Origin of the sequence: Calidithermus timidus DSM 17022 (assembly GCF_000373205.1) — a bacterium.
Taxonomy (GTDB): domain Bacteria; phylum Deinococcota; class Deinococci; order Deinococcales; family Thermaceae; genus Calidithermus; species Calidithermus timidus.
Window position 1 is genome coordinate 183,124 of sequence record NZ_KB890696.1, and the last position, 25,654, is coordinate 208,777.

Consider the following 25,654-nt stretch of genomic DNA (forward strand, 5'->3'; position numbering starts at 1 on the left):
TGGGTATTTATAAGCTATACACCTACCCTTTACTGTCCTTGCACGCCCTTCTTGAGCAACCTTCAAACCTCCGAGTTCTGCCCTTGAGAGAATGATGCATGATCGAAGTGACCTTCGTTACTGACGCCCCCCGCATAGCGGGTAGCGAGATCTGGCTCCTGACCCACCTCCCTCGACTGCGCCAGCAAGGCTTTTCCCCTCGGGTCCTCCTGCCTAACACGAAGATCTTAAATGAGTACGCTCAGCATCTCGAGTACTCCGGGGTTCCGGTGCACCGCTTCCCTAACCTTGCTGAAGCTGCTTTACAGACTACCAATGCTCACCTACGGGTCATCCAAGCATGGAGTCCAGCGACCTATAACTTTCTCCTTACCCGCCTACCCAGCCCCAAAGCAGCCCTTATCCACGACCAGCTTGAGTATCACTACCCGGCTGGAGTGCGCGGTCTGTACCGCCTAGTCTACAGGCTCACCAAGTCACGGGCCCTGATGAGATCGGATGCACTGATCACAGTGTCAAGGTGGGGTGCGCGCTTCATGGAGCAGTACTTAGGCCTATCCAAGGTACTGTCGGTATGCAACGGCGTCGATGCTGAGCGGTTTAAGCCTAATCCTCAGCAGCGCGAAGCACTACGACAGGGCTACGGTTTCCGCCATTTCACCGTACTGGTTCCTGGGCGAATGGCACTGGAGAAAAACGCCCTTGCCTCAATCCGAACTGCCCGCCTGGCACCGGAGCTCGAATTTGTCTTCGTCGGAGACGATGACTCTAGCATCGGCATGACGGTCAAGTGGCTCGCACGCTACTGGCGACTGAACAATGTGCGCTTCTTGGGGAAACGCTGGGACATGCCCCAACTTTACCAAGCCGCCGACGCAGTGCTGCAACCAACCCTTGCTGAGAATCAGTCGTTGGTAACGCTCGAGGCCATGGCTAGTGCCCTACCAGTCGTTACTACACCTATCCCATCTCAGGCCGAGCTCATCACCCACGAGCACGACGGTCTATTGGTCCCTGCGCATCCCGAAGCTTTGGCCGAGGTACTAAGGAAACTAGCCCACAGTTCCGCCCTCACGGCACGGCTTGGGGCTGCAGCTAGAACCCGGATCCTCAACAATCATACCCTCGAGCACAGCACCGACGCGCTGGCACAAGTGCTAGCCCGGCTAATTCAAAATTAGCGCCTGTCCTGATCGCTGCTGTTGTGCTATAAACTCCGATAATGCGCTTATACCGAATCGGCCTGTTCACCGACGTCTATCTACCCAATCCCAACGGCGTCTCGACGAGCATCTACCTGCTGCTGCGCGAGCTGCGACGGATGGGGCACGATGCTTGGGTGATGGCCCCCGAAGGCCCCAACGACCCCACCGGTGAAGAGGCGGTGGTGCGCATCCCCAGCGTGGCCTACCCCTTCTTCGAGGGACAGCGCCTGGCCATGCCCTCCAACCGCTACCTGCCCACCAAGTTCGAGATCATCCACACCCACACCCCGCTGTTTTTGGGGCTTTGGGGCAGCAGGCTGGCCCGCAGGCGGGAAATCCCCCATATCTCGACCTTTCACACCCACTACGAGAAGTACGCTCACTACGTTCCCGGTCTGGCCATGCTCGACCGCTATACCGGGCTCATCCAGAGCCTCTCCCGCGCTTTCTACAACCGCTGCGAGGTGGTCATCGCGCCCACCGAGCCAGTCAAGGCCCTTGTCGAGTCCTACGGGGTCGAGCGCCCCATCTCGGTAATCCCAACCGGGGTGGACACCGACATCCTCGAGCAGGCTCCCGAAGTACCCTCCCCCTGGCCCCCGGGCAAGCGCCGCCTGATCACGGTGGGAAGGCTGGGCAAGGAGAAGAGCTTCGAGGTGGTGCTCGAGGCCTTAGCGCGAATCCGGCCTCACGCCGACGCCCACCTGGTCCACGTGGGCGAAGGGCCGGAAGAGGCTAATTTGAAGGCTTGGGCAGCCAAGCTGGGGGTGCTCGAGCACGTTACCTTCGTAGGGGCGGTGCCCTACCGGGCGATTGGTGGGTACTACCGTCACGCCGAGGTGTTCTTGTTCGCCAGCGAGACCGAGACCCAGGGCTTGGTGCTGTGGGAAGCCCAAGCCATGGGCGTACCGGTAGTGGTGGTGGGGGCCGAGGGCACCTTACAGGGGGTGGACGAGGGCCGCAGCGGCTACCTGGTGCCGCCCAGGGATGCCCACTGCATGGCACAGCGCACGCTCGAGCTCCTTGCCGATGAATCCCTGCGCCAGCGCCTGAGCCAAGGGGCCCGCAAATTCGCCCAAGCCCGCAGCGCCCGCCGCATCGCCGAGTCTATCGTGGGGCTCTACGACGAAGCCCGCGAGATCCAGCAGATCGAGCCCAAAAAGCTCATCTTTCCCTTTCCCCGTCTTCCGCGAAGTAGCCTTCCGTCCTCCCGCTGAGGTTGCGTAGCTGTTGCGCCAGGAAGGGCAACAGCCCCTTCTCGAGTCGGCGGGGTGAGGTGCGCACCATGGCCTCGGGCACATAGCGCACCCGCCCCCGCTCCTGTAAGGCCAGCCCCAACAGCACATCCTCGCGCGCGTGCACCGGGGGGTAGCCGCCCACTTCGAGCGCCACCTCCCGCCGGAAGGCCATGTTGGCCCCGCCCAGGTTGGGCTTGCCCAAAGCGGCCATCAGCCGCAAGAACAGCCGGTAGGCCCACTCCGAGGCCCACTCCTCCCACGGGCGCAAGCCGTAGAAGGCCATGGGGCCGTACAGCGCCACCGCCCCGTCAGTGTAGCGGGCGAGGGCCTCGAGCCACTGCGGCTGCGGCAGCGAGTCGGCGTCGGTAGAGGCCACCCACTCGCCGGTGGCGGCCTCGAGGCCCGCCTGCCGCGCCGCCGCGACCCCCGGGGTGGGGCAGGTGACCACCCGCGCACCGTACCGTCGGGCGATCTCGGCGGTGGCGTCGGTAGATCCGTTATCCACGACGATGACCTCGTGAGGGGGTAGGGTCTGGCGGGCGAGGGCCTCGAGCGCCCCACCGATGAAAGCTTCCTCATTGCGGGCCGGGATCACCACCGAAAAACGCTGCAAATCACGCCTCCGTCACATCGCCTGCGGGAAACGGCTCGCTGTTTCCCCTAGGCAGGCTTTTCCGAACTCCCTTTATACTTTACCCGTGTTCCGGATCTTACCCTGGCGGCAGCGCGGTTTGGGCGCGCTGCTGCGGCTCATGCTCGCATGGGGGCTGCTCGAGGGCGTTAGAAGCGGCTTCTACGCGGGCTACCTCATCCTCTACGGGCCCAAAGAACTCGGCCTGAACGCGGCGATTGTGGGCCTGTCCTTCACCATTCACCTTCTGGCCGATAGCTTCGGCAAGGGGGTCGGGGGGTATTTGGTTCAGCGTTACGGGATCGGTGTAGTGACCATCTTCGGCGCAGGGATGGGGATGCTGGCGCTCTACGGCGCCTCCTCGGTGAAGTCCCCCCTGCTGTTGTTCCTGATCTCAGGGGTGTGGGGCATCTCCCTGGCGAGCATCCTGCCCGGGCTCAAGACCCTGAGCAGCCGCCTGGCCTTTCAGGGCCGCGAGGGTCGGGCCCTGACCCTCACCGACGGGCTCACCGCCCCCTGGGCCGGGATCGGCCTGCTGGGCGTGGGCCTGGTGACCAAGCACAACCCCGACCTGGCCTTCGCCCTGCTGCTGGGCGGCCAGATCGCGGCCGTACTGCTGGGGATCAGCCTGCTGGGCCTGCCCATCGCTATGCGGCTGCACAAGCGGGAGTACTACCCCTGGCGACGGCTGCTCATCTTCATCCCCGCAGCCTTCGGCCAGACCTTCGCCCCGGCCATGATCGGCTTCCAAGTGCTGCCCTTCGCCCAAAAGATTGGCCTGCTACCCTGGCAGGTGGTGGTACTGATGGTGCTGGGAGGCAGCCTGGTCTTTGCCCTGGTGCCCTTCACCGGCCGTATCGCCGACCGAGTCTCCCCCCGCTGGCTGCTGATCCTGGGCCTGGCAACCCTGGGTGCTTCGATGTTCTGGCTCGCCTCCAAGCCCGGCTTCGGCGAGATGCTCCTGCTGGCCGTGGTCGCGGGCGCGGGCTTCGCCTGCTTCGTGCCGAGCTGGAACGCGCTGGTGATCCGCATCCTGCCCGAGGCCAACCGTGCGGCGGCCTGGGGTACCCTCCTGATGGTGGAAGGGCTGGGCTTCGCCTTAGGACCCTCCGCCGGCGGGTTCATCACCGCCACATTCAGCACCGTCTCGGTCACCGCCCGGGTCGGGGGCGCGATCCTCCTGGTGCTGAGCGTCTTCTACCTGATCGTGCTATGGAGGCCTTTCTGGAAACGCTGATCGGACTCATCCTGCTGGCTTACGCCTTGGCCGAGGTGCTCGGCCGCTGGATGGGGGTGGGGGCATTGGCCTGGGGCAAGCGCTCCGAGCCCAAAATCGCCCTCACCTTCGACGACGGCCCCAGCGAGCGCACGCCCGAGTTGCTGGCGCTGCTCGAGCGCCACGGCGTCAAGGCCACGATGTTCCTCACCGGCCAAAAAGCCGAACAACACCCCGAGCTCGTCGAGGCCATCCGGGCTGCGGGGCACCAGCTCGAGGCCCACGGCTACTGGCACCGGCCCGCGCTGCTGATGGCTCCCTGGACCGAGTGGGCCCACATCGCCCGCAGCCCTGGGCAGCTCTACCGCCCGCCCTGGGGCATCCACTCCCCCTTCACCCGCCTCTTCGCCCGGCTGCAGGGCAAGCAGGTGGCGCTGTGGGACCTCGAGTCGCGCGACTGGCTCGAGCAAGACCCCGCCGCCCTGGTCGAGCGGCTGCTGTTCTACGTCAAGGGCGGCTCGGTGATCCTGCTGCACGACGGCCCCGAGCGCACCCTCAAGTTGCTCGAGCTCCTGCTGCCCCGGCTCAAGGAGTACGGCTACCAACCCGTGCGGATGGACGAGATGGAGCTGCGGCCCCTAGGCCCGCGGCAGGGGCTCGAGCGGGCCCTGCAGGGCAGCGAGGAGCGCTTCGACGCCAAGGCCGAGGTGTACAAGGCCGGCTACCGCTACAACAACGTCCTGCGGCTGCAAAAGCAGCAGTACCACGGCCCTGAACTGCCGGGCTACCCGCAAGGGACGCCCTGCATGTGGATCCACTTTGAGTCGGCGCGGTTGGCTGCCATGAGCCCCATGCAGGCGCTGCGGGCCTTCCGCGAGACGCTCAAGGAGGCCGCCCGGGTGCTCGAGGCCCATCCCGACGTGCGCTTCATCTACGGCATGAGCTACCTGGGCGAGGGGGCTAAGGCGCTGGGCTTCGAGATGCACCCCCTGCCCCGCCGCGACGAGCTTTTGTCCAAGGTCACCACCGCCTGGTTCTCTTGGCTCTACCGCGGCGAGCTACCCAAGCACCTCTTCAGCGACCCCGCCCAGATCGTCTACATGACCCGCGAGACCCTGCTCAGCCGCTACGGGAGCGCGAAGCCCGCAACCACGCCTTCTTCCCCACCCCCGGCACCCGCTCAACCTCAAAGCCCGCCTGCGTGAGATTGCGGCGAACGGAGCCCGCAACCGAGTAGGTTGCCAACCAGGCCCCTGGCCGGGCGGTTCGGTGAAGTTTGCGCATGACCTCGAGGCTCCAGGGCTCGGGGTTGACCGCGGGGCTGAAGGGATCGAGGTAGATCGCCGTGGCCCAAGCTCGCGGGAATTGGGCCTTCGTCACGTCCTCGAAGCGGATTTCCAAGCTGCCCCACTCGCCCAACAGCCGCAGGGGCTCGAGGGATCTGCTCGCGCCGGGCCAACGCTCCAGCACCTGCGCCCAAACTCCCCGCGCCACCTCGCCGAGGGGCACCTCTACCGACTCCAGCAGCGCCCGCTCGACCGGGGCGAACTCGTAGCCGAGGTACTCCAGCCGCACCCCCCGGCTCAGGGCGCTCTCCAGCGTGACCCGGAGGTTGACCCCGAGGCCAAAGCCGATCTCGAGCACCCTGGGCTTGGGGTGGAGGTGGGTGCGGGTGAGCTCGAGGTAGAGCCTGCGGGCCTGGGTCAGCGCCCCGTGCACCGAGCTATAGGCTTCCTTGAACAGCGGGTGCAGCAGCGTGGACGATCCGTCGGCGGTTTCCAGGCGCTCGAAGGGCCTGGGTTCAGGAGCGTTCAAGCCGCACCTTCTCGGCCTCCTGGCGCATCAGGGCCCACAGCGCCTCGACGTGGCGGCGTTCGGTGAGTTCCGCCCCGATGGAGACGCGCACCATCCAGCGGCCCTTGAGGATGGCGGGCGTCAGGTAGGCTTTGCCAGAACGGTTGACCCGGTTCACCCAGTCCAGGGTGTGCCGGTCGAGTTCTTCCGGGCTGAGGCCCTCGGGCTCGTAGCGGAGGCAGACGGTTTGCAAAGGCACGGGAGCCAGCAGCTTCCAGCCGGGGGCCTGGCGCACCTGGGCCTCGAGCCAGCGGGCGTTCTCGAGGTCGCGCCGCAACCGCGCCTGCAAGCCCTCGACCCCCTCCGCCAGCAAAGCGAACCACAGCTTGAGCGCCCTAAAGCGCCGCCCCAGCGGGATGCCCCAGTCGCGGTAGTTCTTAGCGCTCCCGTCGGCGGCGGTCTGCAGGTAGGAGGGATTGGTAGACATCACCCGCACGAGGTGCTCGGGGTCACGCACGTAGTACAGCGAGCAATCGAAAGCCGCGCCCAGCCACTTGTGGGGGTTGAGCACGATGGAGTCGGCGTGCTCGATGCCCTCCCACATCCAGCGGCACTCCGGCAGGATCATGGCCGAGCCCGCCATCGCCGCGTCCACGTGCAGCCACAGCCCGTATTTGCGGGCCAGAAGGGCGATGGGGCGCACCGGGTCGATGGCGGTGCTGGTGGTGGTGCCTACCGCCGCCACGACGACACAGGGCCTGCGACCTTCGGCGAGGTCGCGCTCGATGGCCGCCTCGAGCAGATCCACCCGCATGGCGTGCTCGTCGTCGGTCTCGATGAGCCGCAGGTTGTCGCGCCCGAAGCCGGCCAAGAGCACCGCCTTGGGCACCGAGGAGTGGGCCTGGTCGGAAACGTAAGCCACCAGCGGCTTTTCCTCGGCCTGAAGCCCACCTCTGGCCTGCGAGTGCGCGGTGGAGCGCTCCCGCGCCGTGAGCATCGCCACCAACGTTCCCGTCGAGGCCGTGTCCTGGATCACGCCTTCGAACTCAGGGGGCAAGCCCAGCATCTGCCGCAGCCAATCGTTCATGACCTCCTCGAGTTCGGTGAGGGCCGGAGCGGCCTGCCAGGAAAGCCCGATCTGCCCAAATCCCGTCGCCACCATGTCGGCCAGGATCGAGTGCAACGGCGCGTTGGAGGGGAAGTAGCCGAAGAAGTTGGGGCTCTGCCAGCCCATGAGGCCGGGAACGAGCTTTTCCAGCTCCTGGGTGATGCCCTCCAATCCCACCGCCTCCCGGGGTGGGGCGTCGGGAAGCCGCGAGCGCAAAAAGCCCGGCTCAACCTGGGGCATCACCGGCAATTCCAGGGCCCGTTCGCGGTACTCAGCGATCCAGTCGATGAGCCGATAGCCGATGCGTTTGAATTCCTCGGGCGACATGGGGATATGCTAACGCTTGCTGGGTGAAACCCTATACACCCTGACCCTCGACTTCCCCCGTCCCTTGACCCTCGTCCCTCGAGCCAAGACAATGCAAGGCATGGAGATCACGCCCGAGCTGATCCGCCACCTCGAGCACCTCGCCCGCCTCGAGCTCTCCCCCGAGGAGGAAGCCCACATGGCGGGCGACCTCAAGAACATCTTCGACTTCTTCGAGAAGCTGGGCGAACTCGACACCGAGGGCCTGAGCGAGCTGGCCCGCCCCGTGGAGCTGAGCAATGTGCTTCGCGAGGACGAGCCCGGTGCGGTTCTATCCCAAGAAGAAGCGCTCTCCGTAGCCATCGAGGCCAAGGACGGTTTCTTCGTCGTGCCGAGAATGATCGAGTAGTTACGGCATACGACGTGTGACGTAGGACGTTCTCATGCTTGATATCAAGTTCATCCGCGAAAACCCCGACCTCGTGCGCAAAGCCATCGAGCAGAAGGGCAGCACGCTCGACCTCGACGAGCTGCTGACCCTCGACCGCGAAATTGCCGAACTGAAGCGCCGGACTGAATCCCTACAAGCCGAGCGCAACGCCAACGCCAGGGCCGCCGCCAAGGCCACCCCCGCCGAACGCGCCGCGCTGATCGAGAAGGGCAAGCAGATCGCCCAGCAGCTCACCGACCTCGAGCCCCGCCTGCGTGAGCTCGAGGCCCGGCTCAAGAGCCTGCTCTACCTCACCCCCACCATCCCCTGGGAGGGGGCCCCGGTGGGCCCCGACGACTCCTTCAACGTCGAAACCCGCGTCCACGGCAAGCCCCGCACCTTCCTCTTCGAACCCCTAGATCACGTCGAGCTGATCAACCGCAACGGCTGGGGAGAGCTCGAGCGCATCGCAAAGATCTCCGGCTCGCGCTCTTATGCGCTCAAGGGCGACCTGATGCTCTACGAGCAGGCCCTGCTGCGCTTTGCCCTCGACCAGATCGTCGCCAGCGGCTTCACCCCCATCAGCGTGCCTGCCTATGCCCGCGAGGAGGTGTTCTACGGGCACGGCCAGTTCCCCACCGCCCGCGACCAGGTCTACAAGATCGAAGGCGAGGACATGTACCTAGCCGGGACCTCCGAGGTGCTGCTCAACTACCTCCACGCCGGGGAAATCCTCCCCGAAGCCGAAATCCCTAAGGCCTACGCGGGCGTCTCGAGCTGTTTCCGCAGCGAGGCTGGTTCGGCAGGCAAGGACGTGCGCGGGCTCATGCGGGTCCATCAGTTCAACAAGGTCGAGCAGTACGTGCTCTGCCGCGCCGACCTCGAGGAGTCGGGGCGCTGGTTCGAGCTGATGCTCGCCAACTCCGAGCGCATCCTGCAAGCCCTGGAACTCCCCTACCGCGTGATCGAGGTGAGCACCGGCGACATGGGACTGGGCAAGTACCGCCAGGTCGACCTCGAGACCTGGGTCCCCAGCGAAAACCGCTACCGCGAGACCCACTCCTGCTCGGCCCTCCTCGATTGGCAGGCCCGCCGCGCAGGCCTGCGCTACCGCGGCGAGGACGGCAAGGTGCGCTATGCCTACACCCTCAACAACACCGCCCTCGCCACCCCCCGCATCCTGGTGATGCTGCTGGAGAACCACCAGAACGAGGACGGCACCGTCACTGTGCCCGAGGCCCTGCGCCCTTACTTCGGCAAGGAGCGGCTCGAGCCCACCCGCTGAGGCTGAAGATAACCAACCCCCCGCGCTTCCCCCATTTACGCCGCACGCGGGGCTGCTATAGGCGGCCAACTGCAACCTCTCAGACGGTCAGCCAGCCCGGCTTTAGGGTAGACTTTGGGCCGATGCCCGAAGCTTCTTCTCCCAAGCGTGTGGTCGTGCTGGGCTCCACCGGCTCCATCGGCACCCAGACCCTGGAGGTGTGCCGTTGGCGGGGCTACCGGGTGGTGGGGCTCGCGGCAGGGCGTAAGCTCGAGGCCCTCCTCGCCCAGATCGAGGAGTTCCAGCCAGAGGTCGTCGCCGCCGACGAAGCACTGCACGCCGATTTGCGCCAACACTTCCCTAAGCTCAGGGTCGCTTGCGTCGAGGAGGTCGCGGTTCAGCCTGCCGACGTGGTGGTGGCTGCCATCCCCGGCCTGGCGGGCCTGTCGGGTGTGCGGGCGGCGGTGCAGGCCGGGCGACGCGTGGCGCTGGCCAACAAGGAGAGCATGGTGGCAGCGGGACCGCTGCTGTGGGCTGAGGCCCAGAGAAGCGGGGCGGAAATCCTGCCCGTGGACTCCGAGCACTCCGCCCTCTTCCAGAGCCTGGTGGGCGAACCCATGACCGGCGTGGCCGAGCTCATCCTCACCGCCTCGGGCGGGCCCTTTCTGCGCGAGCCCGCCGACTTGCGCCACGTCACCCCCCAGATGGCCCTCCAGCACCCCCGCTGGAAGATGGGGCCCAAGGTGAGCATCGATTCCTCGACGCTGTTCAACAAGGGCTTGGAGGTGCTCGAGGCCCTCCAGCTCTTCCGGCTTGCGCTGGAGAAGATTAAGGTGCTCATCCACCCGCAGTCCTACGTGCACTCGCTGGTGCGCTTCCAGGACGGTAACCTCAAGGCTCAGCTCGGCCCCACCGACATGCGCCTGCCCATCCAATACGCCCTGGCCTACCCCGAGCGCCCCCCCACTCCCCTGCGCGACTTTCCCATTCCCGATCGCTTGGAGTTCTACCCACCCGACACCGAGCGCTTCCCCGCGCTGGCCATTGCCTACGAAGCCGGGCGCAGGGGCGGACTGGCTCCGGTGGTGCTCAATGCCGCCGACGAGGTCGCGGTGGAGGCCTTCCTCAAGGGCCAGATCACGTATCCGGACATTCCCAGGGTGCTCGAGGCCGCCCTGGAAAAAGTCCCCGAGGGCGCTTTGAGCTGGGAGAGCCTCGAGCTCGCCGACTTGGAGGCCCGTAGCAGAAGCAAGGAATTCCTGAAGTTGAAGGTTTAGACGATGGCACTGTTGTGGTTTTTGCTCATCATCGGCGTCAGCATCTTGGTCCACGAGCTCGGGCACTACTGGGCGGCCAGGGTCCAGGGGGTCGGCGTAAAGAACTTCGCGCTGGGCTTCGGCCCCACATTGCTCAAGTTCGACTGGCGAAGCACCACCTGGCGGCTCAACGCCATCCCGTTGGGCGGCTATGCCGAGATCGAGGGGATGCAGCCTGGCGATACCCACGGCTACTCGAGGCTCCGTGCCTTGGGTAAGTTCGCGATCCTGGTGGGCGGCGTGTTGATGAACCTGCTGCTGGCCTGGTTGCTGCTGGCGACCGTGGCCAGCGTGCGCGGCTTACCCGAGGCAGTGCCCGGCCAGGCCCAGATCGCCGCGGTCATCGAGGGCAGCCAGGCCGAGAAGGTCGGGCTGAAAGCCGGTGACATCATCGTGGCCGTCAACGGGCAGCCGCTGAAGAGCTGGCAGGATGTGACCCGTTTCCGCGACAGCGCCGGCGAGAAGCGCTTTACAGTGCAGCGGGAAGGGAAGACGCTCGAGGTCCGCTTCGATTGGGCCGGGGGCCAGCAAACCCTGGGCATCCGCTACGGCCCCCTCATCCAGTACAACCGGCTGCCCTTTCTCCGGGCCTTCTTCCGCGCCATCACCGATACCGTGACCGCAGCCCCCGCGGCTTTTCGCGCCATCATCAGTGGCCTGGTGGGCCTCGTGGCGGGTCAGACCAACACGGGGATCGCCGGCCCGGTGGGCATCGTCTCGGCCACCGGGCAGGCCGCGCAGCAGGGTGTCTACACCCTGGTCATCCTGATGGTTCAGATCAACCTCTCGCTGGCGATCTTCAACCTGCTGCCCATCCCCGGCCTCGACGGCGGGCGTATCCTGATCCTCCTGGCCAACGTGCTGACCAGGGGCCGCATCAGCGCCGAGCGCGAAGCCCAGCTGAGCTACGGTGGCTTCATCTTCATGCTGCTGTTGCTGGTGCTGGTGACCATCAACGACCTGCGCAACCTGGGTGGAGGCTAGGCCATGGCCGCGACCACGGTGCTGATCCCCGCTTATAACGAGGAAGAGCACGTCGCCTCGGTGATCAGGGTGGCGCTCGAGGCGGGCTTCCCCGTCCTGGTCGCCGATGATGGCTCCACCGACGCTACCGCTCAGGTAGCCGAGGCCGCCGGGGCAAAGGTGGTGCGGCTGCCCCACAACCGCGGCAAGGGCGGAGCGGTGGCCTATGGCCTCCAGCACGTCGAAACCCCGCTGGTGATGCTGCTCGACGCCGACCTCACCGGCCTGACCCCCCAACACCTCGAGGCCCTCCTCTCCCCCGTGCGCGATGGTCAAGCCGACATGAGCATCGGCATCTTCAGGGGTGGTCGCCTGCGGACCGACCTGGCCCAGAAGATCACCCCCTACCTCTCGGGCCAGCGGGCCTTACGCACCGAGTTGTTGCGGGAAGTGCGGGGTCTCGAGGAGGCCCGTTACGGCATCGAGATGGTGCTCACCCAACACGCCGCCAAGCACCGCTGGCGGGTGAAGTACGTGCCGCTGGTGGGGATGGCCCAGGTGATGAAAGAGGAAAAGCGCGGCTTCTGGGCCGGGGTGGCCCACCGCTTCCAGATGTACCGCGAAATTCTGCGCTCCTGGCGCCGCCGCAGGGCTAGCTAGCCTTTTCGACTCCCTCGGCGAGGGCCCGCTCGAGCTGACCCAGCACGTAGCTGAAGCGGTACGGCTCGTTGAGGTGCAGGCTGGCGGCGGCCCTGCGGGCCTTGGCGATGGCAGGCGCCGGATCAGTCCCCCGGCTCAGGGCCTCACGGATGTGCTCCAAAGCCCTGCGGGCTTCACGCACCTCGATGCCCGTGCCGTGTACGTGGGTGCCAGGTCCGGCTGGGTGGCGGTGATACCAGATTCGGTTAGTTCGTCACCATTCGGTGACGAACTAACCCGACCGAAGGGAGTGCTCTGGGATTCAAAAAGATAGCCTCTGGGTTTTGGTTTTGAAGAGTATCTTTTTGAATCCGGTATGAGAAAGCAGGGACTCGAGTTCCTCAAGCAGTTCCAGAGGGCTGCTCCCGGACATGCTTCCCTCCTTGGCAGGCAATTCCAAGGTAGCCTCGAGGCGGCTTGCTTGCAAGCGGTACTTTTTTCACCAGTCCCGGCTGTAACATTGAGGGGATATGAGGCGGCCTAAGTGGGTTATTCTTCCGCGTTTTGAAGGAGTGAGAGCGTGAACGACCGGCTTCTCAAACGTGCCGTCGAGGGCGAAGCCCTCAGTGCCCAGGAAATCGAAACGCTATACCACGTCCCTCTGCCCGAGCTGGCGGCAGCGGCCCACGAGGCCCGAATGCACCGGGCGAGGCCGGAGGTGGTCACTTACCTCATCGACCGCAACATCAACTACACCAACATCTGCAACGTGGCCTGCAACTTCTGCGCCTTCTACCGCACCGACCGGCAAAAGGACGCCTACGTACTGAGCTTCGAGGAGATCGGGCGCAAGGTCGAAGAGCTCATGGGCATCGGCGGGCGGCGCATCTTGATGCAGGGCGGGGTCAACCCCAAGCTGCCCTACAGCTGGTACCTCGAGCTGCTGCGCTACCTCAAGGGCCACTACCCCGAAGTGCGCATCGACGCCTTCAGCCCCGAGGAGATCTTGGGGCTCGAGAAGATCACCGGGCGCAAAGCCCCCGAGCTGCTGGCCGAGCTCAAGGAAGCCGGGCTCGACGGGTTGCCCGGGGCCGGCGGCGAGATCCTGGTAGACGAGGTGCGGGCCAAGGCCGCGCCCGCCCGCATCAAGGCCGAGGACTGGTTCCGCATCCAGGACGCGGCCCAGCGCCTGGGGCTCTACACCATCGCCACCATGGTCATCGGCTTCGGTGAGACCTACGCCCAGCGCGCCGAGCACCTCATCAAGATCCGCGCCCAGCAGGAGAAGGCCCTCCGCGACTACCACAACGGCTACGCCGCCTTCGCCATGTGGACGCTACAAACCGAGAATACCCGCCTCAAGGGCAAAGCCCCCGGCGCCAGCGCCCACGAGTACCTCCAGCAGCTCGCCGTGGCCCGCCTGGCCCTTAATAACATCCCCAACCTGCAAGCGAGCTGGCCCAGCATGGGCTTCAAGGTCGCCCAGGCCGCGCTCTACTACGGCGCCAACGACTTCGGAAGCACCATGCTCGAGGAAAACGTGGTCAGTGTGGCCGCAGGCCACAACCGCACCCACGCCACCGTGCGCCAGATCGTGCGCCACATCGCCGATGCGGGCTTCACCCCCGCCGAGCGCGACCCCTACTACAACATCCTGCGCTACCCCGACGTGGAGGCCGTGCTGAGCGAGCGCGACCTCGAGCCGCTACCGATGGCCTGACCCTGGACGCTCAACACTGAAAGCAAGCCAGTTAATTCCGGAATACCACGTCCTCGCGCCGAAAGTTGCGCACCGCCAGCCCGAGCGCCAGCACCGCGAAGACCAGCGTGGTGGCCCAGGTCAGGCCGATCTGCCAACCCTGGGCCGAGCCCTTGACGAGGCCGTCGAGCAGCAGCATGACGTTGAAGGCCGGCAGGAGGTAGTACCACTGCTGCTGGGTGAGGAAGTCGGAGAACTGTAGGGCGATGAGCGGGAGGATGAAGACGAACTGGAGGGGAGCCATGTAGCTCTGGGCCTCTTTGAAGCTGCGGGCGTACAGGCCCAGCGTGAGCTGCACCGAGACCATCATGGCCGCGAAGAGGACGGCGGTGACGAGCAGGGCAAGGTAGCCGGCGGGCTCGAGCGCGAGCGCCCCGCCGAGCTGGGTACCCCCGCCCTGCATGGCCTCGAGCTGCCGCGTGAAGAAGCCGCGCACCACCGTCCCGCCCAGCACGATGCCCGCCACCGAGGCCAGCGCCGCCGCCAGCGCCACCACCAGCGTGGCCAGGGCCTTGCCCAGCACCACCTGCGAGAGGGGAGCCGGGGTCGCCAGCAGGGCCTCGAGCGTTCCCTTCTCCTTCTCCCCCGCCGTGGTATCGATGGCCACCACCTGCCCGCCGATGAGGATGAACAGCACCAGGAAATAGGGGATGAAGAAGGCGAAGAGCCCTGCCGAGCGCTCCTGCTTGGGCGAAGCGTCCTGGGTGGTGATTCGGAAGGGCTCGAGCACCGCGGGCGAGATGCCCCGGCTCTGCAGGGTGCGGGCCACCTCCTGCTCCTTGAGCGCCCGCAGGGCCCCCTCGACCTTATTCACCACCACGCTGCTCTGGGTCACACCCCCGGAGAGCCGACCGTAGATAATGTAGTCGCTGCCCTCGTAAACCACCCCAGCCTGTAACTTCTTCTCCTCTACCTCCGCGGCTGGGTCAGCGGCGGGGACCGGCTCGAGCCGGGCAGCCCGCAGGGCCTCGAGGGCCGCTTCGGGCAGGTTGCGCACCCCCACCTTCTGCACCTCCTCCACCGTCTTTCTCGCGGCGTTACCCAGCAACAGGCTGGGACCATACATCAGCAGCGGCATCAAGAGGATGGGAAGTACCAGGGTGCTGAAGAGCACCCGGCGCTCGCGCAGCACCGAGAGCATTTCCTTGCGAAAAATACGCCTCACGTTGCTCACGGCTCACCTCCGAAGTGCTTCTTCCTCCAGGCGGCGGATGAAGGAGCGCTCGAGGCTACCCCCGCCATAGGCCATGGCTTCCCCTACTGCTCCCTCGTAGACCAGCCTCCCTTCGTAGAGGAAGCCCACCCGGTCGCAGACTTCCTCGGCCTCGCTCATGACGTGGGTGGAGTAGATCAGGCTCTTGCCCAGCGAGCGGTACTGCTTGACGAACTCGAGCACAGCCCGTCTGGCGAAGACGTCAAGCCCGGCGGTAGCCTCGTCGAGGAGCAGCACCGGCGGCTGGTGGAGGATCGCGCGGGCGATCACCACCTTCTGCCGCATGCCGCTGGACATCTCCCGCACCAGCTTGTCCAGCAGGCCGTCCATCTCGAGCAACTCCGTCACCCACTCTAGCCGTTCGCGCAACAGCCGGCCCTCCAGGCCGTAGAAGCCCGCGAAGAACTCCAGCACCTCCCGGCCCCTCAGGCGCTCGTAGACCTGCATTCCCCCGTTGACGATGCCCAAGTTGCGGCGCACCTCGAGCGGCTGCTTGCAGATGTCGTAACCTGCGACCGTGGCGCTGCCGCCGCTGGGGGCTAGCAAGGTTGCCAGCATGCGCAAGGTAGTGGTCTTCCCGGCTCCATTGGGGCCCAGCAAACCGTAGACCTCGCCCTGGTGGAGCCTAAAGCTCAGCTCCTGTACAGCCTTGAAGTTTTTATAGCGCTTGCTCAGTCCCGTGGCCCGAACCATTTCCATAAGCCCTCTCCAGGGTTGTCTCCCTTTCGAAATTCCCTTGCCCCCTCGAGACTGCTAGGCCCGTGAGAAAAACGCCAGAACCATGGGCAGGATGCTTCAGACTATATGGCGCTCGAGCACTTTCGCTGCGCGAGAGAAGCGCTCGTAGCGCAGGGCGTCTATATCGATGAAGTGGGCCCTCCCCTCTACGATCTCCTCGGCCATCAGGCGCCCAACGGCAGCCGCTTGCTGCACCCCATGACCGGAGAAGCCGCAGGCGTTGACCCAGCCCTCCACCCCCGGCATCCAACCCAGGATGGGGTTGTGATCGGGCGTGACCTCGTAGTAACCCCACCAGCTCGCCTTCCGGTCCAGGGCCAGCCGCTCGAGCCAAGGAAAACGCAGCATTCCGGCTTCCAGGGTAGGCTCGAGCCAACTCCAGTCCATCCCCTCGGTGAAACCCACGTCGGCGGGGTTGCTCTTGCCAAAGATCAGGCGCTCGCCCTCGGGGCGGAAGTAGAACCCGCTCGAGAGGTCGATGGTTAGGGGGGCAGAAAGCGGCTGGGAAAGGGGTGCGGTGGCGAAGACCATTCGGCGGGAGGGCTGTACGGGAATGTCCAGCCCGGCCCGCCTGCCCACCTCGCCGGCCCAGGCCCCGGCAGCGTTGAGGATCAGCGGGGCCTCGAAGGCTCCTCGGCTGGTGTCCAACCGCCACACCCCGCCCCGTCGCTCGGCCCGAAGCAGTTCGGTCTCGAGGTGCAGCTCGGCCCCTAGGCCCCTGGCCCGGTGCAGGTATTCCATGCAGATGCCGTGGGGATCGACCACCCCGTCGGCTGGACCGAAGGTGGCCCCTGCTAGGCCCCTTGCTTCAAAGGAAAACCATTGCTGGGCGGCCTCGAGGCTGTACACCTCGACGGGCACCCCCAGCCCCCGCTGCAACTCGACACCCCGCAGGTGGTCGGCCCAGTCCTCTTGGGGAACCAGCAGCAAGTAGCCGATTGGGCGGTAAGCGGCCTCGGGCATCTGGCGGTATTCCCGGATGGAGTGCCACGAGAGCAGCACGTTGGCGGCCTCGGTAAACTGCACCCGCACCCCAGCAGCACTCTTGCCTGTAGAACCCATCGCCGCAGCCGCGGCGGCCTCGAGCAGCCGCACCCGAAGGCCACGCTCGGCCAACCGGTAGGCGCAGGCCGCACCGATGATCCCAGCTCCTACCACCATCACGTCCGCTGTCGTGCTCATCTGACCCAGCCATTCTATCCGGGTTAAGTGGAATACACAGCAGCCTTCATCGCCTGGGTAGCGTTGAAGGCGGAGGTGGGAAGATGAAATTCTGGACGCTTCTGCTGGTATTGGCAACAGGGATGGTGCTGGCCAAAGTCGCAGGACTGCCCGACAAACTTCAAGGCTATCATGGCTGGGTACGGGTCAATATCGGCAAGGTCACGTCGGCAGGGGCCCACCCGGCAGCCAAGGACGTCTACGTCAATATTGGCCTCGATAGGTTGTTGACAGCCGATGGCAAGTATAGAGTGCCCCTCGCCGCCGGTGTCATCTTCGTCAAGGAGCGCATGGACCCTGACACGCTCACCGTCACCACCCTTTACGTGATGGAGAAGAAGAGCGCCAGGGAAGGCGATTGGGAATGGAGCGTCTTCGAGCGCGAAGGCAATGGCTTCAAAGGCGGCGTCCTCGCCAACCCCGCCATGTGCGTAGGCTGCCACCAGGAGGCCAAGGCCAGCGATTGGGTATATACCCAAGTAGCCAAGCGCTGACCCAAGCCCTTCAGGCCAGGGGTACCTCGCGGTGCTCCTGGCTCAATCCTGCCAGGGGGTGATCTCGAGGTAACGCTCCAAAGCCCTCCGCCGGATCCGGTACGAGCCCCTGGTCCCCTCCACGAGCCCCTGTTCGCGCAGGAAGCCCAGGCTGTGGGTCACGGTCACCCGCGTACTCCCGCACAAGGCGGCCAGATCTTCCTGGCGCAGCTCGAGGCTCAGTTCCCACCAGCCCTCCTCCACCTCGCGGCCAAAGCGCGTGCACAGCCATAGCAGCGCCTGTCCCAGGCGCAACAAGACCGGAGCGCTGGAGAGCTCGAGCTGGTCCTCGAGGTGGCTAAGCCGCTCGGACAGGACCTCGGCCAGCCGCAAGGGCACGTTGGGGAGCTCGAGGGCCACGTGCTCGATGTGGTCACGGCTGACCGGGCAGATCACTACCTCACCCAAGCAGACCCCATCCGAGTGAAAACGCGCCTTGGGATCGAGAAAGTTGGTGCCCAGCAAGTCCCCCTCCCCCGCGATGAAGATGATGCGCTCCTGGCCCAAAGGGGTGAGCCGGGTAAGCTTGATCTGTCCACGAATCACGATGGTTAGTGCGTCGCAGCGGTCACCGACCCGAAAGAGGTGCTCGCTCCTGCGATAGGTCTTGGGCGGGCAGATCTGGCCCAGGCGGGTACGCTCGTGCTCGCTAAGGCGCTCCATGAACCCGGGCTGTTGCAGGTAGTCCATATGCCTACTGTACGCCCAAGCCACCTCGAGCAGCCACCCCGACGCAAAAGTGTGGATGCCCCAGGGGCATCCACACCAGAAGCCTTGCGCTCAGAGCTTGATCTCGCCCTGGCCGTTCTCAAAAGTGATGGTCAGGGTGGTGCCCGGGGGCAGGGTGGCGTCAGTGTCGAGGCTGAAGGTGCCGGTGAGGGTGTTGGACGCGGGAGGGCTGCTCAGAATGGCAACAACCTTGCCCACGTCGGCGAAATCGCCGCAGAGATTCTTGCCGTCGCCGGTGTATTTCCCACCCGAGACGCTCAGGGTCACCTCGCTGGCGGTAGCCTGGATGGTCGTCGAGCCATTCGAAGCATCCTGGAGGGTCAGGTTCATCTTGATGTTGGTCAGCTTGAGGCTCATCGGCGCACTCGAGGGCGCGTCACCTGTCACCGTGAAGTCGTAGCAGGCCTTGAAGGAGCCGGGGGTGAAGGGGATGCTCACGCCGCTCAGAACGTCCTCCACCGAGACATTCACGCTGCCCGACATGGCCGACTGGCTGCTCAGCGCGCCCCCGGTCAGGGAGAGCGTCACCGACTTCCCGTTGAGTTGCAGCGGGTCGCTCAAGGGGATCGGCGGAACCAGCCCACAGCCTGCCAAAATCGCTACCACCGCACCGCCTAGAAACCAATTCCACTTCATGCATCCCTCCTTAGCCAATTTAGGCTCCCCTTATCCTACGACGCTACGACAGGCCGCCCTGACACATGTGGCCACGGCTCGGGTGGATCAGCGGCCATTCCCTCCCGTGGAGCGGGCGACGGGCTCCGGTCGGACGTTGCGCAGCGCCGCCAGGATGAGGTTGGCGTACTGCTCGCTCAGGGCCTCGAGACCCAACGGCCCGTTGGGGTGATACCACTGGTAGACCCAGTTCAGCGCCGAGAGCACGAACAGGCTGGCCAACCTCGCGTCCTGCGGGGGGAACAGGCCCTGGGCTATGCCCGTGGCGATGGTTTCGCGGAAATATGCCTCGTAGGCATCGCGCCGCTCTTTGATGCGCCGCTGGTAATCCTCGGAGAGAAAGCGCCACTCGTCGAAGAAGACCTTGGCCCTGGGCAACTCGTGCACGATGACCTCGAGGTGGCCCCGCACCAGCGCCCGCAGCCGGGCCTCGGGCGCGAGGTCTCGCGGCACCGATTCGGCCTGGCGCAAGAAGGCATCGGCGGCCTTGTTAACGATCTCGAACAGCAGATCCTCCTTCGAAGCGATGTGGGCGTACAAGCTGCCGCCCTGCAAGCCCACCGCCTCGGCCAAGTCTCGCATGGAGGTGGCGTGAAAGCCACGGGTACTGAAGAGCTCCCCAGCCCTATCGAGAATTTCGCTGCGCCGGCTCATAGCGAACTAACAGTAGTTAGTATACCCGCCCTCCCGTAGGGCTGCGGCGTCTTACCCGCCTTAAAGCTTGACGCTGCGGCTAGCCCTGCATACAATGACGGTTGCTGTTTTGTGGCCTTGAGGGGTCCAAATCGCAGTGTGGTGAGTGTAGCTCAGCCGGTTAGAGCACCGGTCTGTGGAACCGGGGGTCGTGGGTTCAAGTCCCATCACTCACCCCAAAAATCCCGGCGAGATACCACCCCGCAAGGGGTGGTATCCTGTCCATGGGCCAGATCCTGCCCAGGCCGTGCGAGGATGGCGGAATTGGTAGACGCGCTGGACTTAGGATCCAGTACCGCAAGGTGTGCGGGTTCAAGTCCCGCTCCTCGCACCACAGCCAACTAACCTTACTCCATAAAGCGGCATCCAAAGCTAGGCAAAGAGCCCGGCAGCGGGTAAACTGGTGGCTTGGTGACGCCAGACAAGCGAAGTCTGGCCGCGCGCCAGGCTGGCGCATACAAGAGGTGTCAAAGTGGCAGAGATTCTCGAGCGCAATGGCTTCATGGTCAAAATGAAGGTCGAAGTCCCGGCAGGAGAGGTGCAGAGGGCCTACGACTCGGTGGTGCGGGAGTACGCCAACCGTTACCGCTTCCCCGGTTTCCGTCCCGGCAAGGCCCCGGCCAAGGTCGTCGAGGCCCGACTGGGCCGTGAAGCGCTGCTGGAAGAAACCAAGGAGCGCCTGCGGGACGACTTCTTCCCCAAGGCCGTGCGAGAACTCGAGCTCACCCCCGTGGGCGCCCGCCTGCTCGAAGAGGAGCTCAAAGAGGGAGCCCCTTACACTTTCGTGCTCGAGGTGGAGAACTACCCCGAAGCCAAGCTACCCGACTGGACCGCCTTCAACCTCGAGACCCAGAAGCCCGAGGTCACCGAGGAGATGGTCGCCAAAGCCCTCGACGAGCTGCGCCAGCGCTACGGTGAGCTGGTCACCGTCGAACGCCCCATCGAGGCCCACGACCAGGTCTTCATCGAAACCGAGGACGGCAGCCGCTTCCCCGTGAGCATGGAAAACGCCCTCGAGCACGTGCGTGAGGCCCTCATGGGTCACAGTGCCGGTGAAGAGGTGATGGTGCCGGTTAAGGATGGCGAGAAGGTGGTGCGCGAGATCAAGACCAAGATCACCGAGGTCAAGACCCTGCAACTGCCCGAACTCGACGACGAGTTCGCCAAGACCGTGGGCGAGGACGACCTGGCCACCCTCACCACCAAGGTGCGCGAGAGCCTGCAAGCGCAGGCCGACCGCGAGGCGCGCAACCGAAAGGCCAACGAGTTCGTAGATAAACTGGCCGAGGGCATGGAGGTGGAAATCCCGCCCACCATGCTCTCGCGGGAGGAGCAGCACCTGCTGCAACACCTCGCCGAGGAGCTCCAGGCCCAGAAGCTCGACCTCGGCACCTACCTGCAAGACCTCGAGAAGCAGGGAAAGCTCGAGGAGTTCAAAGCCAAACTCCGCAGCGACGCCACGCGCTCGATTCGCCGAGCGCTGGCCAGGGAAAAGCTGGCCGAGGACTTAGGCACGGTGTTCACCGATGAGGAGTGGGCAAACTACGTTGTAGAGCTGGCCCGTGCCTATCGCACCAACCCCAACGCCCTCCAGCAGGAGCTGGGCGAGGAAACCCTGGCCCGTCTGCGCATCCAGCGCCTGCACGACAAAGCCGTGATGGAAGCGCTCGAGCGCATCGGAGCTTGAAGTCAACCTCCGATCGTAAAGCCGGGAGTTATCCCGGCTTTTTTGTTTGCTGGGGCACAGCCTCAGCCTCCAAGCGAAAAAAGTGCTCCAGCGTCCCCTCGAAGACCATGCGCCCATTACAATAGGGCCGGTATGGTAGTCCCTTACGTCATCGAACAAACCGCGCGGGGTGAACGCGTTTACGACATCTACTCCCGTCTGCTAAAAGATCGCATCATCTTCCTGGGCACCCCCATCGACGCTCAGGTCGCCAACGTCGTCATCGCGCAGATGCTCTTCCTCGACGCGCAGAACCCCTCTCAGGAGATCAAGCTCTACATCAACTCTCCGGGCGGCGAGGTGACGGCAGGACTGGCCCTATACGACACCATGCAGTTCGTCAAGGCGCCGGTGTCTACCATCTGCTTGGGCATGGCCGCCTCCTTCGGTGCGGTGCTGCTGGCGGCGGGGACTCCCGGCCGCCGCTTCGCCCTGCCCCACGCCAAGGTGATGATCCACCAGCCCTGGGTGTCCGGCGGCATCGGCGGGCAGGCCAGCGACATCGCCATCTACGCCGAGCAGATCCTCAAAAATAAGCAGCTCATCAACAACATCCTGGCCAAACACACCAAGCAGCCTGCCGAGAAGATCGAACGCGACACCGATCGGGACTTCTGGATGACCGCGACCGAGGCGCAGCTTTACGGCCTAGTAGATCAGGTGGTGTCCAGTGAGGCGCAATAGGCCCACCTGTAGCTTCTGTGGGCGTCGCCCGCCCGAGGTGGACAACCTCGTCGAATCCCCCATGGGCGAGGTCTACATCTGCAACGAGTGCGTGGAGCGGGCTTGGAGCCTGTTGGATCAGCAGTCCAAACAGGGCTTCCAGGGGCCCAGCCATCTGCCCAAGCCCCTCGAGATCAAGAGCTTCCTCGACCAGTACGTCATCGGCCAGGACCACGCCAAGAAAACCCTGGCCGTAGCCGTTTACAACCACTACAAGCGCCTGCTGCATCCCGAAGCCGAGGTGCAAAAATCCAACGTGTTGCTGATCGGGCCCACCGGCACCGGCAAGACCCTGCTGGCCGAGACGCTGGCCCGCATGCTGGACGTACCCTTCGCCATCGCCGACGCCACCACCCTGACCGAGGCAGGCTACGTGGGCGAAGACGTGGAAAACGTGATCCTGCGCCTGCTGCAAGCCGCCGACTTCGACATACAAGCCGCCGAGCGCGGAATCGTCTACATTGACGAGGTGGACAAGATCGCCCGCAAGTCGGAGCACCCCAGTCTCACCCGTGACGTCTCCGGTGAGGGTGTGCAGCAGGCCTTGCTGAAGATCGTCGAGGGGACGCTGTGTAACGTGCCTCCCCAGGGTGGGCGCAAGCATCCCCACCAGGAGTTCATCCAGGTCAACACCAAGAACATCCTGTTTATCCTGGGAGGCGCTTTCGACGGCCTCGAGCACATCGTGAAGGCCCGCACCGATCAGCACCCCATCGGCTTCACCAAGGCCCTGCCCAAGGAGGAGAGCCTCGAGGTCATCCCCGAGGACCTGGTGCGCTTCGGTCTGATCCCCGAGTTCGTTGGGCGGGTTCCGGTGGTGGTGCAGCTCGAGGCCCTCGACGAGGACGCCCTGGTGCGCATCCTCACCGAGCCCAAGAACGCCCTGGTGCGGCAGTACCAAGAACTCATGCGCATGGAGGGCATCGAGTTGCGCTTCACCCCCAGTGCGCTGCGCGAGATCGCTCGGCGGGCACTCAAGCGCGGCACCGGGGCGCGGGGGCTGCGGGCCATCGTGGAAAAAGCCATGACGGACCTTATGTTCGAAGCCCCCAGCGCCAGCGTGCGCGAGCTCGTCATCGACATCATCCACCTCGACAAGCCGCTCTCGGCGCTCGAGGAGGCCCGGCTGCGGCAGGCGTCGTAAAACGGGCGGGCCCAGAGGCCCGCCCCTACGTATCGATGATCCTATTTCCTATTGCGAGCTGCTGGTAGGCCGGTTGCGCTCGGGGATGGTGGGGGTTTTGCCCTCGAGGGCCTCGTCCAGGGCCGTTTTCCAGTCGTCGTAGGCCATCGTGCCGCTGACCTGGGTTGCATTGATGAAAAATGTCGGTGTGCCCGACAGCCTGAGCTTATCGGCCAGTGCACGGTCGGCCAGCACACCGGCGCGCTTTTGGCCGCTGTTGAGGCAGTTCTCAAAGCTGGCAGGGGCCAAGCCAATCTGGCCTGCCAGGTCCACGAGGTAGCGTGTCAGCGAGGGCTCGGGCAGCCCACCCCACTGCTGCTGGGCCCGGAACAGGGCCTCGTGATAGGTCACGTACTTGTCGATGGTGGCATCGGCAGCACAGGCCGCCGCTTCCCCAGCCCTGACCACGGGCGGTTGGGGGTTGTTGGGCGCGCCAAAGGGGAAGTCGCGGAAGACGTAGCGCACCTTGCCGGTGTCGATGTAGTCCCGTTGGATCAGCGGGAAGACCTCGAGCGCGTGGTCGCGGCAGTGGGGGCAGAGGTAGTTGGAGAAGTCTACCACCGTAACCTTGGCCTCGGCGGAACCGAGGATGAAGCGGGCTCCCGCGACCAGCTCCGTTGGGTCGACGCCAGCTGGTGCGGCGGCAGTCCCGCGCGAGCGCAGGGCCCCGAAAAGGCCAATAGCCAGCAATACCGCAACCGCCGCGACGACGATGAAGAGCGTCCTTTGCATACTCATCAGTCTACTCGTTGCGAGGTGAGGCCTGTCCCGCTCATTCAGAGCGGTAAGGTGCTTGCCGGGCCTCACCCTCGTCGGTGAAGTATATGGGTAGGGCGTCCGTCGAGACCATCTGCTCAGCCTGAATGGCCTCCTGGAGGTCTTTGGGCAGCACGAACATGGCCTCGATGAAGGGGGCGGTGAGGTGGCGCAACGGCAGGTTGCGCTCGCGGATGCGGGTCTCGAGGATTCCTTCCGAGAAGGCCACCGGGTCCACACCATCCGAGGCGAGGATGAAGCCGAAGTCGAGGAAGAACTCGGGGATGTAGTTGCGGTAACTACGGGTATGGCGGAACACTTCGCGCACGGTGCGGTGAATCACCGGGTGCACCTTGTGGTGGGTGAGCAGGATCATGCCCGCCTGCATGGCCATCACCCCGCCGGGGTTGAGCCGCCGCTTAATCAGCTCGTAAAACTCCACGGTGAAGAGCATGCGGGCTGGGTTGTCTTCGCCGATGGGGTCGTTGAGATCGACGATGATCACGTCGTAGCTGTCGGGGTGGGTCTCGAGCCAGGCCCTGGCATCCTGGGTGATCACCTGGGCCCGCGGGTCGTCGAAGGCGCCCTGGTGCCACTCGGGAAGCAGTTCCTTAGCCATCTCCACGAGCTGGTCGTCGATGTCGCACATCACTGCCCGTTTGACGCTGGGATGACGCAGCACCTCGCGCAGCGTCGCACCCTCTCCCCCACCCACGATGAACACCGACTCGGGCGCAGGGTGCGAGAGCATGGCCGGATGCACCAGGGTTTCGTGGTAGATGTACTCATCGCGCTCGGCACTCTGCACGTCCTTATCAAGGACGAGCACCTTGCCAAAAGCCGGGGTTTCGAAGATGAAGTAGTCCTGAAAACGGGTACGCCCCGAGGCCAGCACCTTCTCCATACGCCTGGAGATGGCCTCGTAAGGGGTGACCTGTTCGAGGAAGTACATCCCGTATTCCATGCGATAACCTCCGTACGTATTGTGTGTTACGTCTGCAGAAGATCAAAGACGCTGGGCTACAGTGCCCGCTTACTGATTTTCCTTCATCCGGGGCCCTCACGGAAAGCGTGGGACCGTGTGTGCTGGGAAGCTTCTCGTGGGGTATTTAATTTAGGCGCAAGACGTGCAACATGCGACCTTCATTGCGGCTTCATCGCCCGGCGACGAATATCGTGTCCCTCAACCGTGCGCCACAGCCGGAAGGCCGACTCCTCGCGCGCGCCGAAAGCCCGCGCCAGGCCACGCAGAACGCTGTCGGGCTCGGCATCGGGCTGGTAGAAGTACAGGTCTAGCGCCGCCGAGGCATCGTCCTCGGGCCAGGTGTGGATCATCACCGCACCCACCGGGCTGACCACGGCTGCCGAGAGCCCCTGGGGGTAGAACTTGTACACCACGCTCTGCACGCTTGCTACCGGTGCACCCAGCTTGATCACCGCGTCCTTGAGCGCACTTTCAACCAGGCGTGGGTTTTCCAGCACCTCGAGGTTGCAGCCGTAGATCTCGGCTACCCAGCGGCCACCCGAAACAGCCATGTCTGCCACGAGGGATTATTAAGTCATCCCGCGCCGAGCTTGTCAAATGACGCCAGTGA

At 64.8% G+C, this 25,654-nt stretch carries 27 protein-coding genes and 2 tRNA genes; 16 read left to right on the plus strand and 13 right to left on the minus strand.

Going from position 1 to position 25,654, the window contains the following annotated elements; all coding sequences use genetic code 11:
* Positions 1-98 precede the first annotated feature (98 nt).
* Together B047_RS0107425 and B047_RS0107430 are read left to right on the plus strand one after the other, a co-directional pair.
* Positions 99-1,181 (plus strand): glycosyltransferase family 4 protein, encoded by a 1,083-nt coding sequence (locus B047_RS0107425; RefSeq protein WP_018466329.1) that lies wholly within the window; start codon positions 99-101, stop codon positions 1,179-1,181.
* Positions 1,182-1,222: 41 nt separating this feature from the next.
* Positions 1,223-2,422: a glycosyltransferase family 4 protein gene (locus tag B047_RS0107430; protein WP_018466330.1), complete on the plus strand. Its 1,200-nt coding sequence runs from the start codon at positions 1,223-1,225 to the stop codon at positions 2,420-2,422.
* Here B047_RS0107430 and B047_RS0107435 read toward each other — a convergent pair.
* Entirely contained in the window at positions 2,370-3,056 is a 687-nt protein-coding gene (locus tag B047_RS0107435) for a glycosyltransferase family 2 protein (protein ID WP_018466331.1), read from the minus strand. The genes B047_RS0107430 and B047_RS0107435 overlap by 53 nt on opposite strands.
* 85 nt (positions 3,057-3,141) lie before the next feature.
* Between B047_RS0107435 and B047_RS0107440 the strand changes: the two genes are divergently transcribed.
* Both B047_RS0107440 and B047_RS0107445 read left to right on the plus strand, forming a co-directional pair.
* Positions 3,142-4,311 (plus strand): MFS transporter, encoded by a 1,170-nt coding sequence (locus tag B047_RS0107440; RefSeq protein WP_018466332.1) that lies wholly within the window; start codon positions 3,142-3,144, stop codon positions 4,309-4,311.
* Complete coding sequence (locus B047_RS0107445; RefSeq protein ID WP_018466333.1) at positions 4,287-5,495, plus strand: polysaccharide deacetylase family protein; 1,209 nt, start codon at positions 4,287-4,289, stop codon at positions 5,493-5,495. The genes B047_RS0107440 and B047_RS0107445 overlap by 25 nt, the downstream gene beginning before the upstream one ends.
* Here the strand turns inward: B047_RS0107445 and mnmC2 are convergent.
* The gene (gene mnmC2 / locus B047_RS0107450) at positions 5,410-6,105 is read right to left on the minus strand and encodes a tRNA (5-methylaminomethyl-2-thiouridine)(34)-methyltransferase MnmC2 (protein ID WP_018466334.1); all 696 of its coding nucleotides are present in this window, start codon (positions 6,103-6,105) and stop codon (positions 5,410-5,412) included. The two genes, B047_RS0107445 and mnmC2, sit on opposite strands and share 86 nt — an antisense overlap.
* Complete coding sequence (locus tag B047_RS0107455) at positions 6,092-7,519, minus strand: pyridoxal phosphate-dependent decarboxylase family protein (protein ID WP_018466335.1); 1,428 nt, start codon at positions 7,517-7,519, stop codon at positions 6,092-6,094. Before B047_RS0107455 ends, mnmC2 begins: the two co-directional genes overlap by 14 nt.
* Before the next feature lie 100 nt (positions 7,520-7,619).
* On the opposite strand from B047_RS0107455, the gene gatC reads away from it, so the two are divergent.
* The 5 genes from gatC (at position 7,620) to B047_RS0107480 (ending at position 12,131) form a co-directional block, all read left to right on the plus strand.
* The gene (gene gatC / locus B047_RS0107460; protein ID WP_026234693.1) at positions 7,620-7,907 is read left to right on the plus strand and encodes an Asp-tRNA(Asn)/Glu-tRNA(Gln) amidotransferase subunit GatC; all 288 of its coding nucleotides are present in this window, start codon (positions 7,620-7,622) and stop codon (positions 7,905-7,907) included.
* A gap of 34 nt (positions 7,908-7,941) precedes the next feature.
* The gene (gene serS, locus B047_RS0107465; protein WP_018466337.1) at positions 7,942-9,213 is read left to right on the plus strand and encodes a serine--tRNA ligase; all 1,272 of its coding nucleotides are present in this window, start codon (positions 7,942-7,944) and stop codon (positions 9,211-9,213) included.
* Between the two features lie 122 nt (positions 9,214-9,335).
* Complete coding sequence (gene dxr / locus B047_RS0107470) at positions 9,336-10,469, plus strand: 1-deoxy-D-xylulose-5-phosphate reductoisomerase (protein WP_018466338.1); 1,134 nt, start codon at positions 9,336-9,338, stop codon at positions 10,467-10,469.
* Positions 10,470-10,472: 3 nt separating this feature from the next.
* Complete coding sequence (locus tag B047_RS0107475; protein ID WP_018466339.1) at positions 10,473-11,492, plus strand: M50 family metallopeptidase; 1,020 nt, start codon at positions 10,473-10,475, stop codon at positions 11,490-11,492.
* A gap of 3 nt (positions 11,493-11,495) precedes the next feature.
* A complete protein-coding gene (locus tag B047_RS0107480; RefSeq protein ID WP_018466340.1) occupies positions 11,496-12,131 on the plus strand; it encodes a glycosyltransferase family 2 protein in 636 nt (211 codons plus the stop codon).
* Here the strand turns inward: B047_RS0107480 and B047_RS0107485 are convergent.
* Positions 12,124-12,312, minus strand: a complete 189-nt coding sequence (locus B047_RS0107485; RefSeq protein WP_018466341.1) for a hypothetical protein — start codon at positions 12,310-12,312, stop codon at positions 12,124-12,126. The two genes, B047_RS0107480 and B047_RS0107485, sit on opposite strands and share 8 nt — an antisense overlap.
* 378 nt (positions 12,313-12,690) lie before the next feature.
* On the opposite strand from B047_RS0107485, the gene mqnC reads away from it, so the two are divergent.
* Entirely contained in the window at positions 12,691-13,830 is a 1,140-nt protein-coding gene (gene mqnC / locus B047_RS0107490; RefSeq protein ID WP_018466342.1) for a cyclic dehypoxanthinyl futalosine synthase, read from the plus strand.
* 31 nt (positions 13,831-13,861) lie between these two features.
* Here the strand turns inward: mqnC and B047_RS0107495 are convergent, their stop codons facing one another.
* The 3 genes from B047_RS0107495 to B047_RS0107505 form a co-directional block, all read right to left on the minus strand.
* Complete coding sequence (locus tag B047_RS0107495) at positions 13,862-15,043, minus strand: ABC transporter permease (RefSeq protein WP_018466343.1); 1,182 nt, start codon at positions 15,041-15,043, stop codon at positions 13,862-13,864.
* Positions 15,044-15,046: 3 nt separating this feature from the next.
* Complete coding sequence (locus B047_RS0107500) at positions 15,047-15,775, minus strand: ATP-binding cassette domain-containing protein (RefSeq protein WP_026234694.1); 729 nt, start codon at positions 15,773-15,775, stop codon at positions 15,047-15,049.
* Between the two features lie 102 nt (positions 15,776-15,877).
* Complete coding sequence (locus B047_RS0107505; protein ID WP_026234695.1) at positions 15,878-17,002, minus strand: NAD(P)/FAD-dependent oxidoreductase; 1,125 nt, start codon at positions 17,000-17,002, stop codon at positions 15,878-15,880.
* Between the two features lie 83 nt (positions 17,003-17,085).
* Here B047_RS0107505 and B047_RS0107510 point away from each other — a divergent pair, with 83 nt between their 5' ends.
* Positions 17,086-17,535: a cytochrome P460 family protein gene (locus tag B047_RS0107510; RefSeq protein WP_018466346.1), complete on the plus strand. Its 450-nt coding sequence runs from the start codon at positions 17,086-17,088 to the stop codon at positions 17,533-17,535.
* A gap of 42 nt (positions 17,536-17,577) precedes the next feature.
* Here the strand turns inward: B047_RS0107510 and B047_RS0107515 are convergent, their stop codons facing one another.
* The 3 genes from B047_RS0107515 to B047_RS0107525 all read right to left on the minus strand — a co-directional run bounded on the left by B047_RS0107515 (position 17,578) and on the right by B047_RS0107525 (position 19,632).
* Entirely contained in the window at positions 17,578-18,264 is a 687-nt protein-coding gene (locus B047_RS0107515) for a Crp/Fnr family transcriptional regulator (protein WP_018466347.1), read from the minus strand.
* 90 nt (positions 18,265-18,354) lie between these two features.
* Positions 18,355-18,939, minus strand: coding sequence for a hypothetical protein (locus B047_RS0107520; RefSeq protein ID WP_018466348.1), 585 nt, complete (start codon positions 18,937-18,939; stop codon positions 18,355-18,357).
* A gap of 87 nt (positions 18,940-19,026) precedes the next feature.
* Positions 19,027-19,632, minus strand: a complete 606-nt coding sequence (locus B047_RS0107525) for a TetR/AcrR family transcriptional regulator (RefSeq protein ID WP_018466349.1) — start codon at positions 19,630-19,632, stop codon at positions 19,027-19,029.
* A gap of 141 nt (positions 19,633-19,773) precedes the next feature.
* On the opposite strand from B047_RS0107525, the gene B047_RS0107530 reads away from it, so the two are divergent.
* The 5 genes from B047_RS0107530 (at position 19,774) to clpX (ending at position 23,264) form a co-directional block, all read left to right on the plus strand.
* Positions 19,774-19,850 (plus strand) — tRNA-His (locus tag B047_RS0107530).
* A 70-nt stretch (positions 19,851-19,920) separates the two neighbouring features.
* Positions 19,921-20,005: transfer RNA gene (locus tag B047_RS0107535), tRNA-Leu, on the plus strand.
* A gap of 138 nt (positions 20,006-20,143) precedes the next feature.
* On the plus strand, positions 20,144-21,358 hold the full coding sequence (tig, locus tag B047_RS0107540; protein ID WP_018466350.1) for a trigger factor: 1,215 nt from the start codon (positions 20,144-20,146) through the stop codon (positions 21,356-21,358).
* A 132-nt stretch (positions 21,359-21,490) separates the two neighbouring features.
* Complete coding sequence (locus tag B047_RS0107545; RefSeq protein ID WP_018466351.1) at positions 21,491-22,081, plus strand: ATP-dependent Clp protease proteolytic subunit; 591 nt, start codon at positions 21,491-21,493, stop codon at positions 22,079-22,081.
* Complete coding sequence (gene clpX / locus B047_RS0107550; RefSeq protein WP_026234697.1) at positions 22,068-23,264, plus strand: ATP-dependent Clp protease ATP-binding subunit ClpX; 1,197 nt, start codon at positions 22,068-22,070, stop codon at positions 23,262-23,264. Before B047_RS0107545 ends, clpX begins: the two co-directional genes overlap by 14 nt.
* 48 nt (positions 23,265-23,312) lie before the next feature.
* On the opposite strand, the gene B047_RS0107555 is transcribed toward clpX, so the two are convergent.
* From B047_RS0107555 to speD, 3 genes are all read right to left on the minus strand, one after another.
* The gene (locus B047_RS0107555; RefSeq protein WP_018466353.1) at positions 23,313-24,035 is read right to left on the minus strand and encodes a DsbA family protein; all 723 of its coding nucleotides are present in this window, start codon (positions 24,033-24,035) and stop codon (positions 23,313-23,315) included.
* A gap of 40 nt (positions 24,036-24,075) precedes the next feature.
* Positions 24,076-25,023, minus strand: coding sequence for a polyamine aminopropyltransferase (speE, locus tag B047_RS0107560; protein ID WP_026234698.1), 948 nt, complete (start codon positions 25,021-25,023; stop codon positions 24,076-24,078).
* Positions 25,024-25,202: 179 nt separating this feature from the next.
* Complete coding sequence (speD, locus tag B047_RS0107565; protein ID WP_018466355.1) at positions 25,203-25,595, minus strand: S-adenosylmethionine decarboxylase; 393 nt, start codon at positions 25,593-25,595, stop codon at positions 25,203-25,205.
* Positions 25,596-25,654 lie beyond the last annotated feature (59 nt).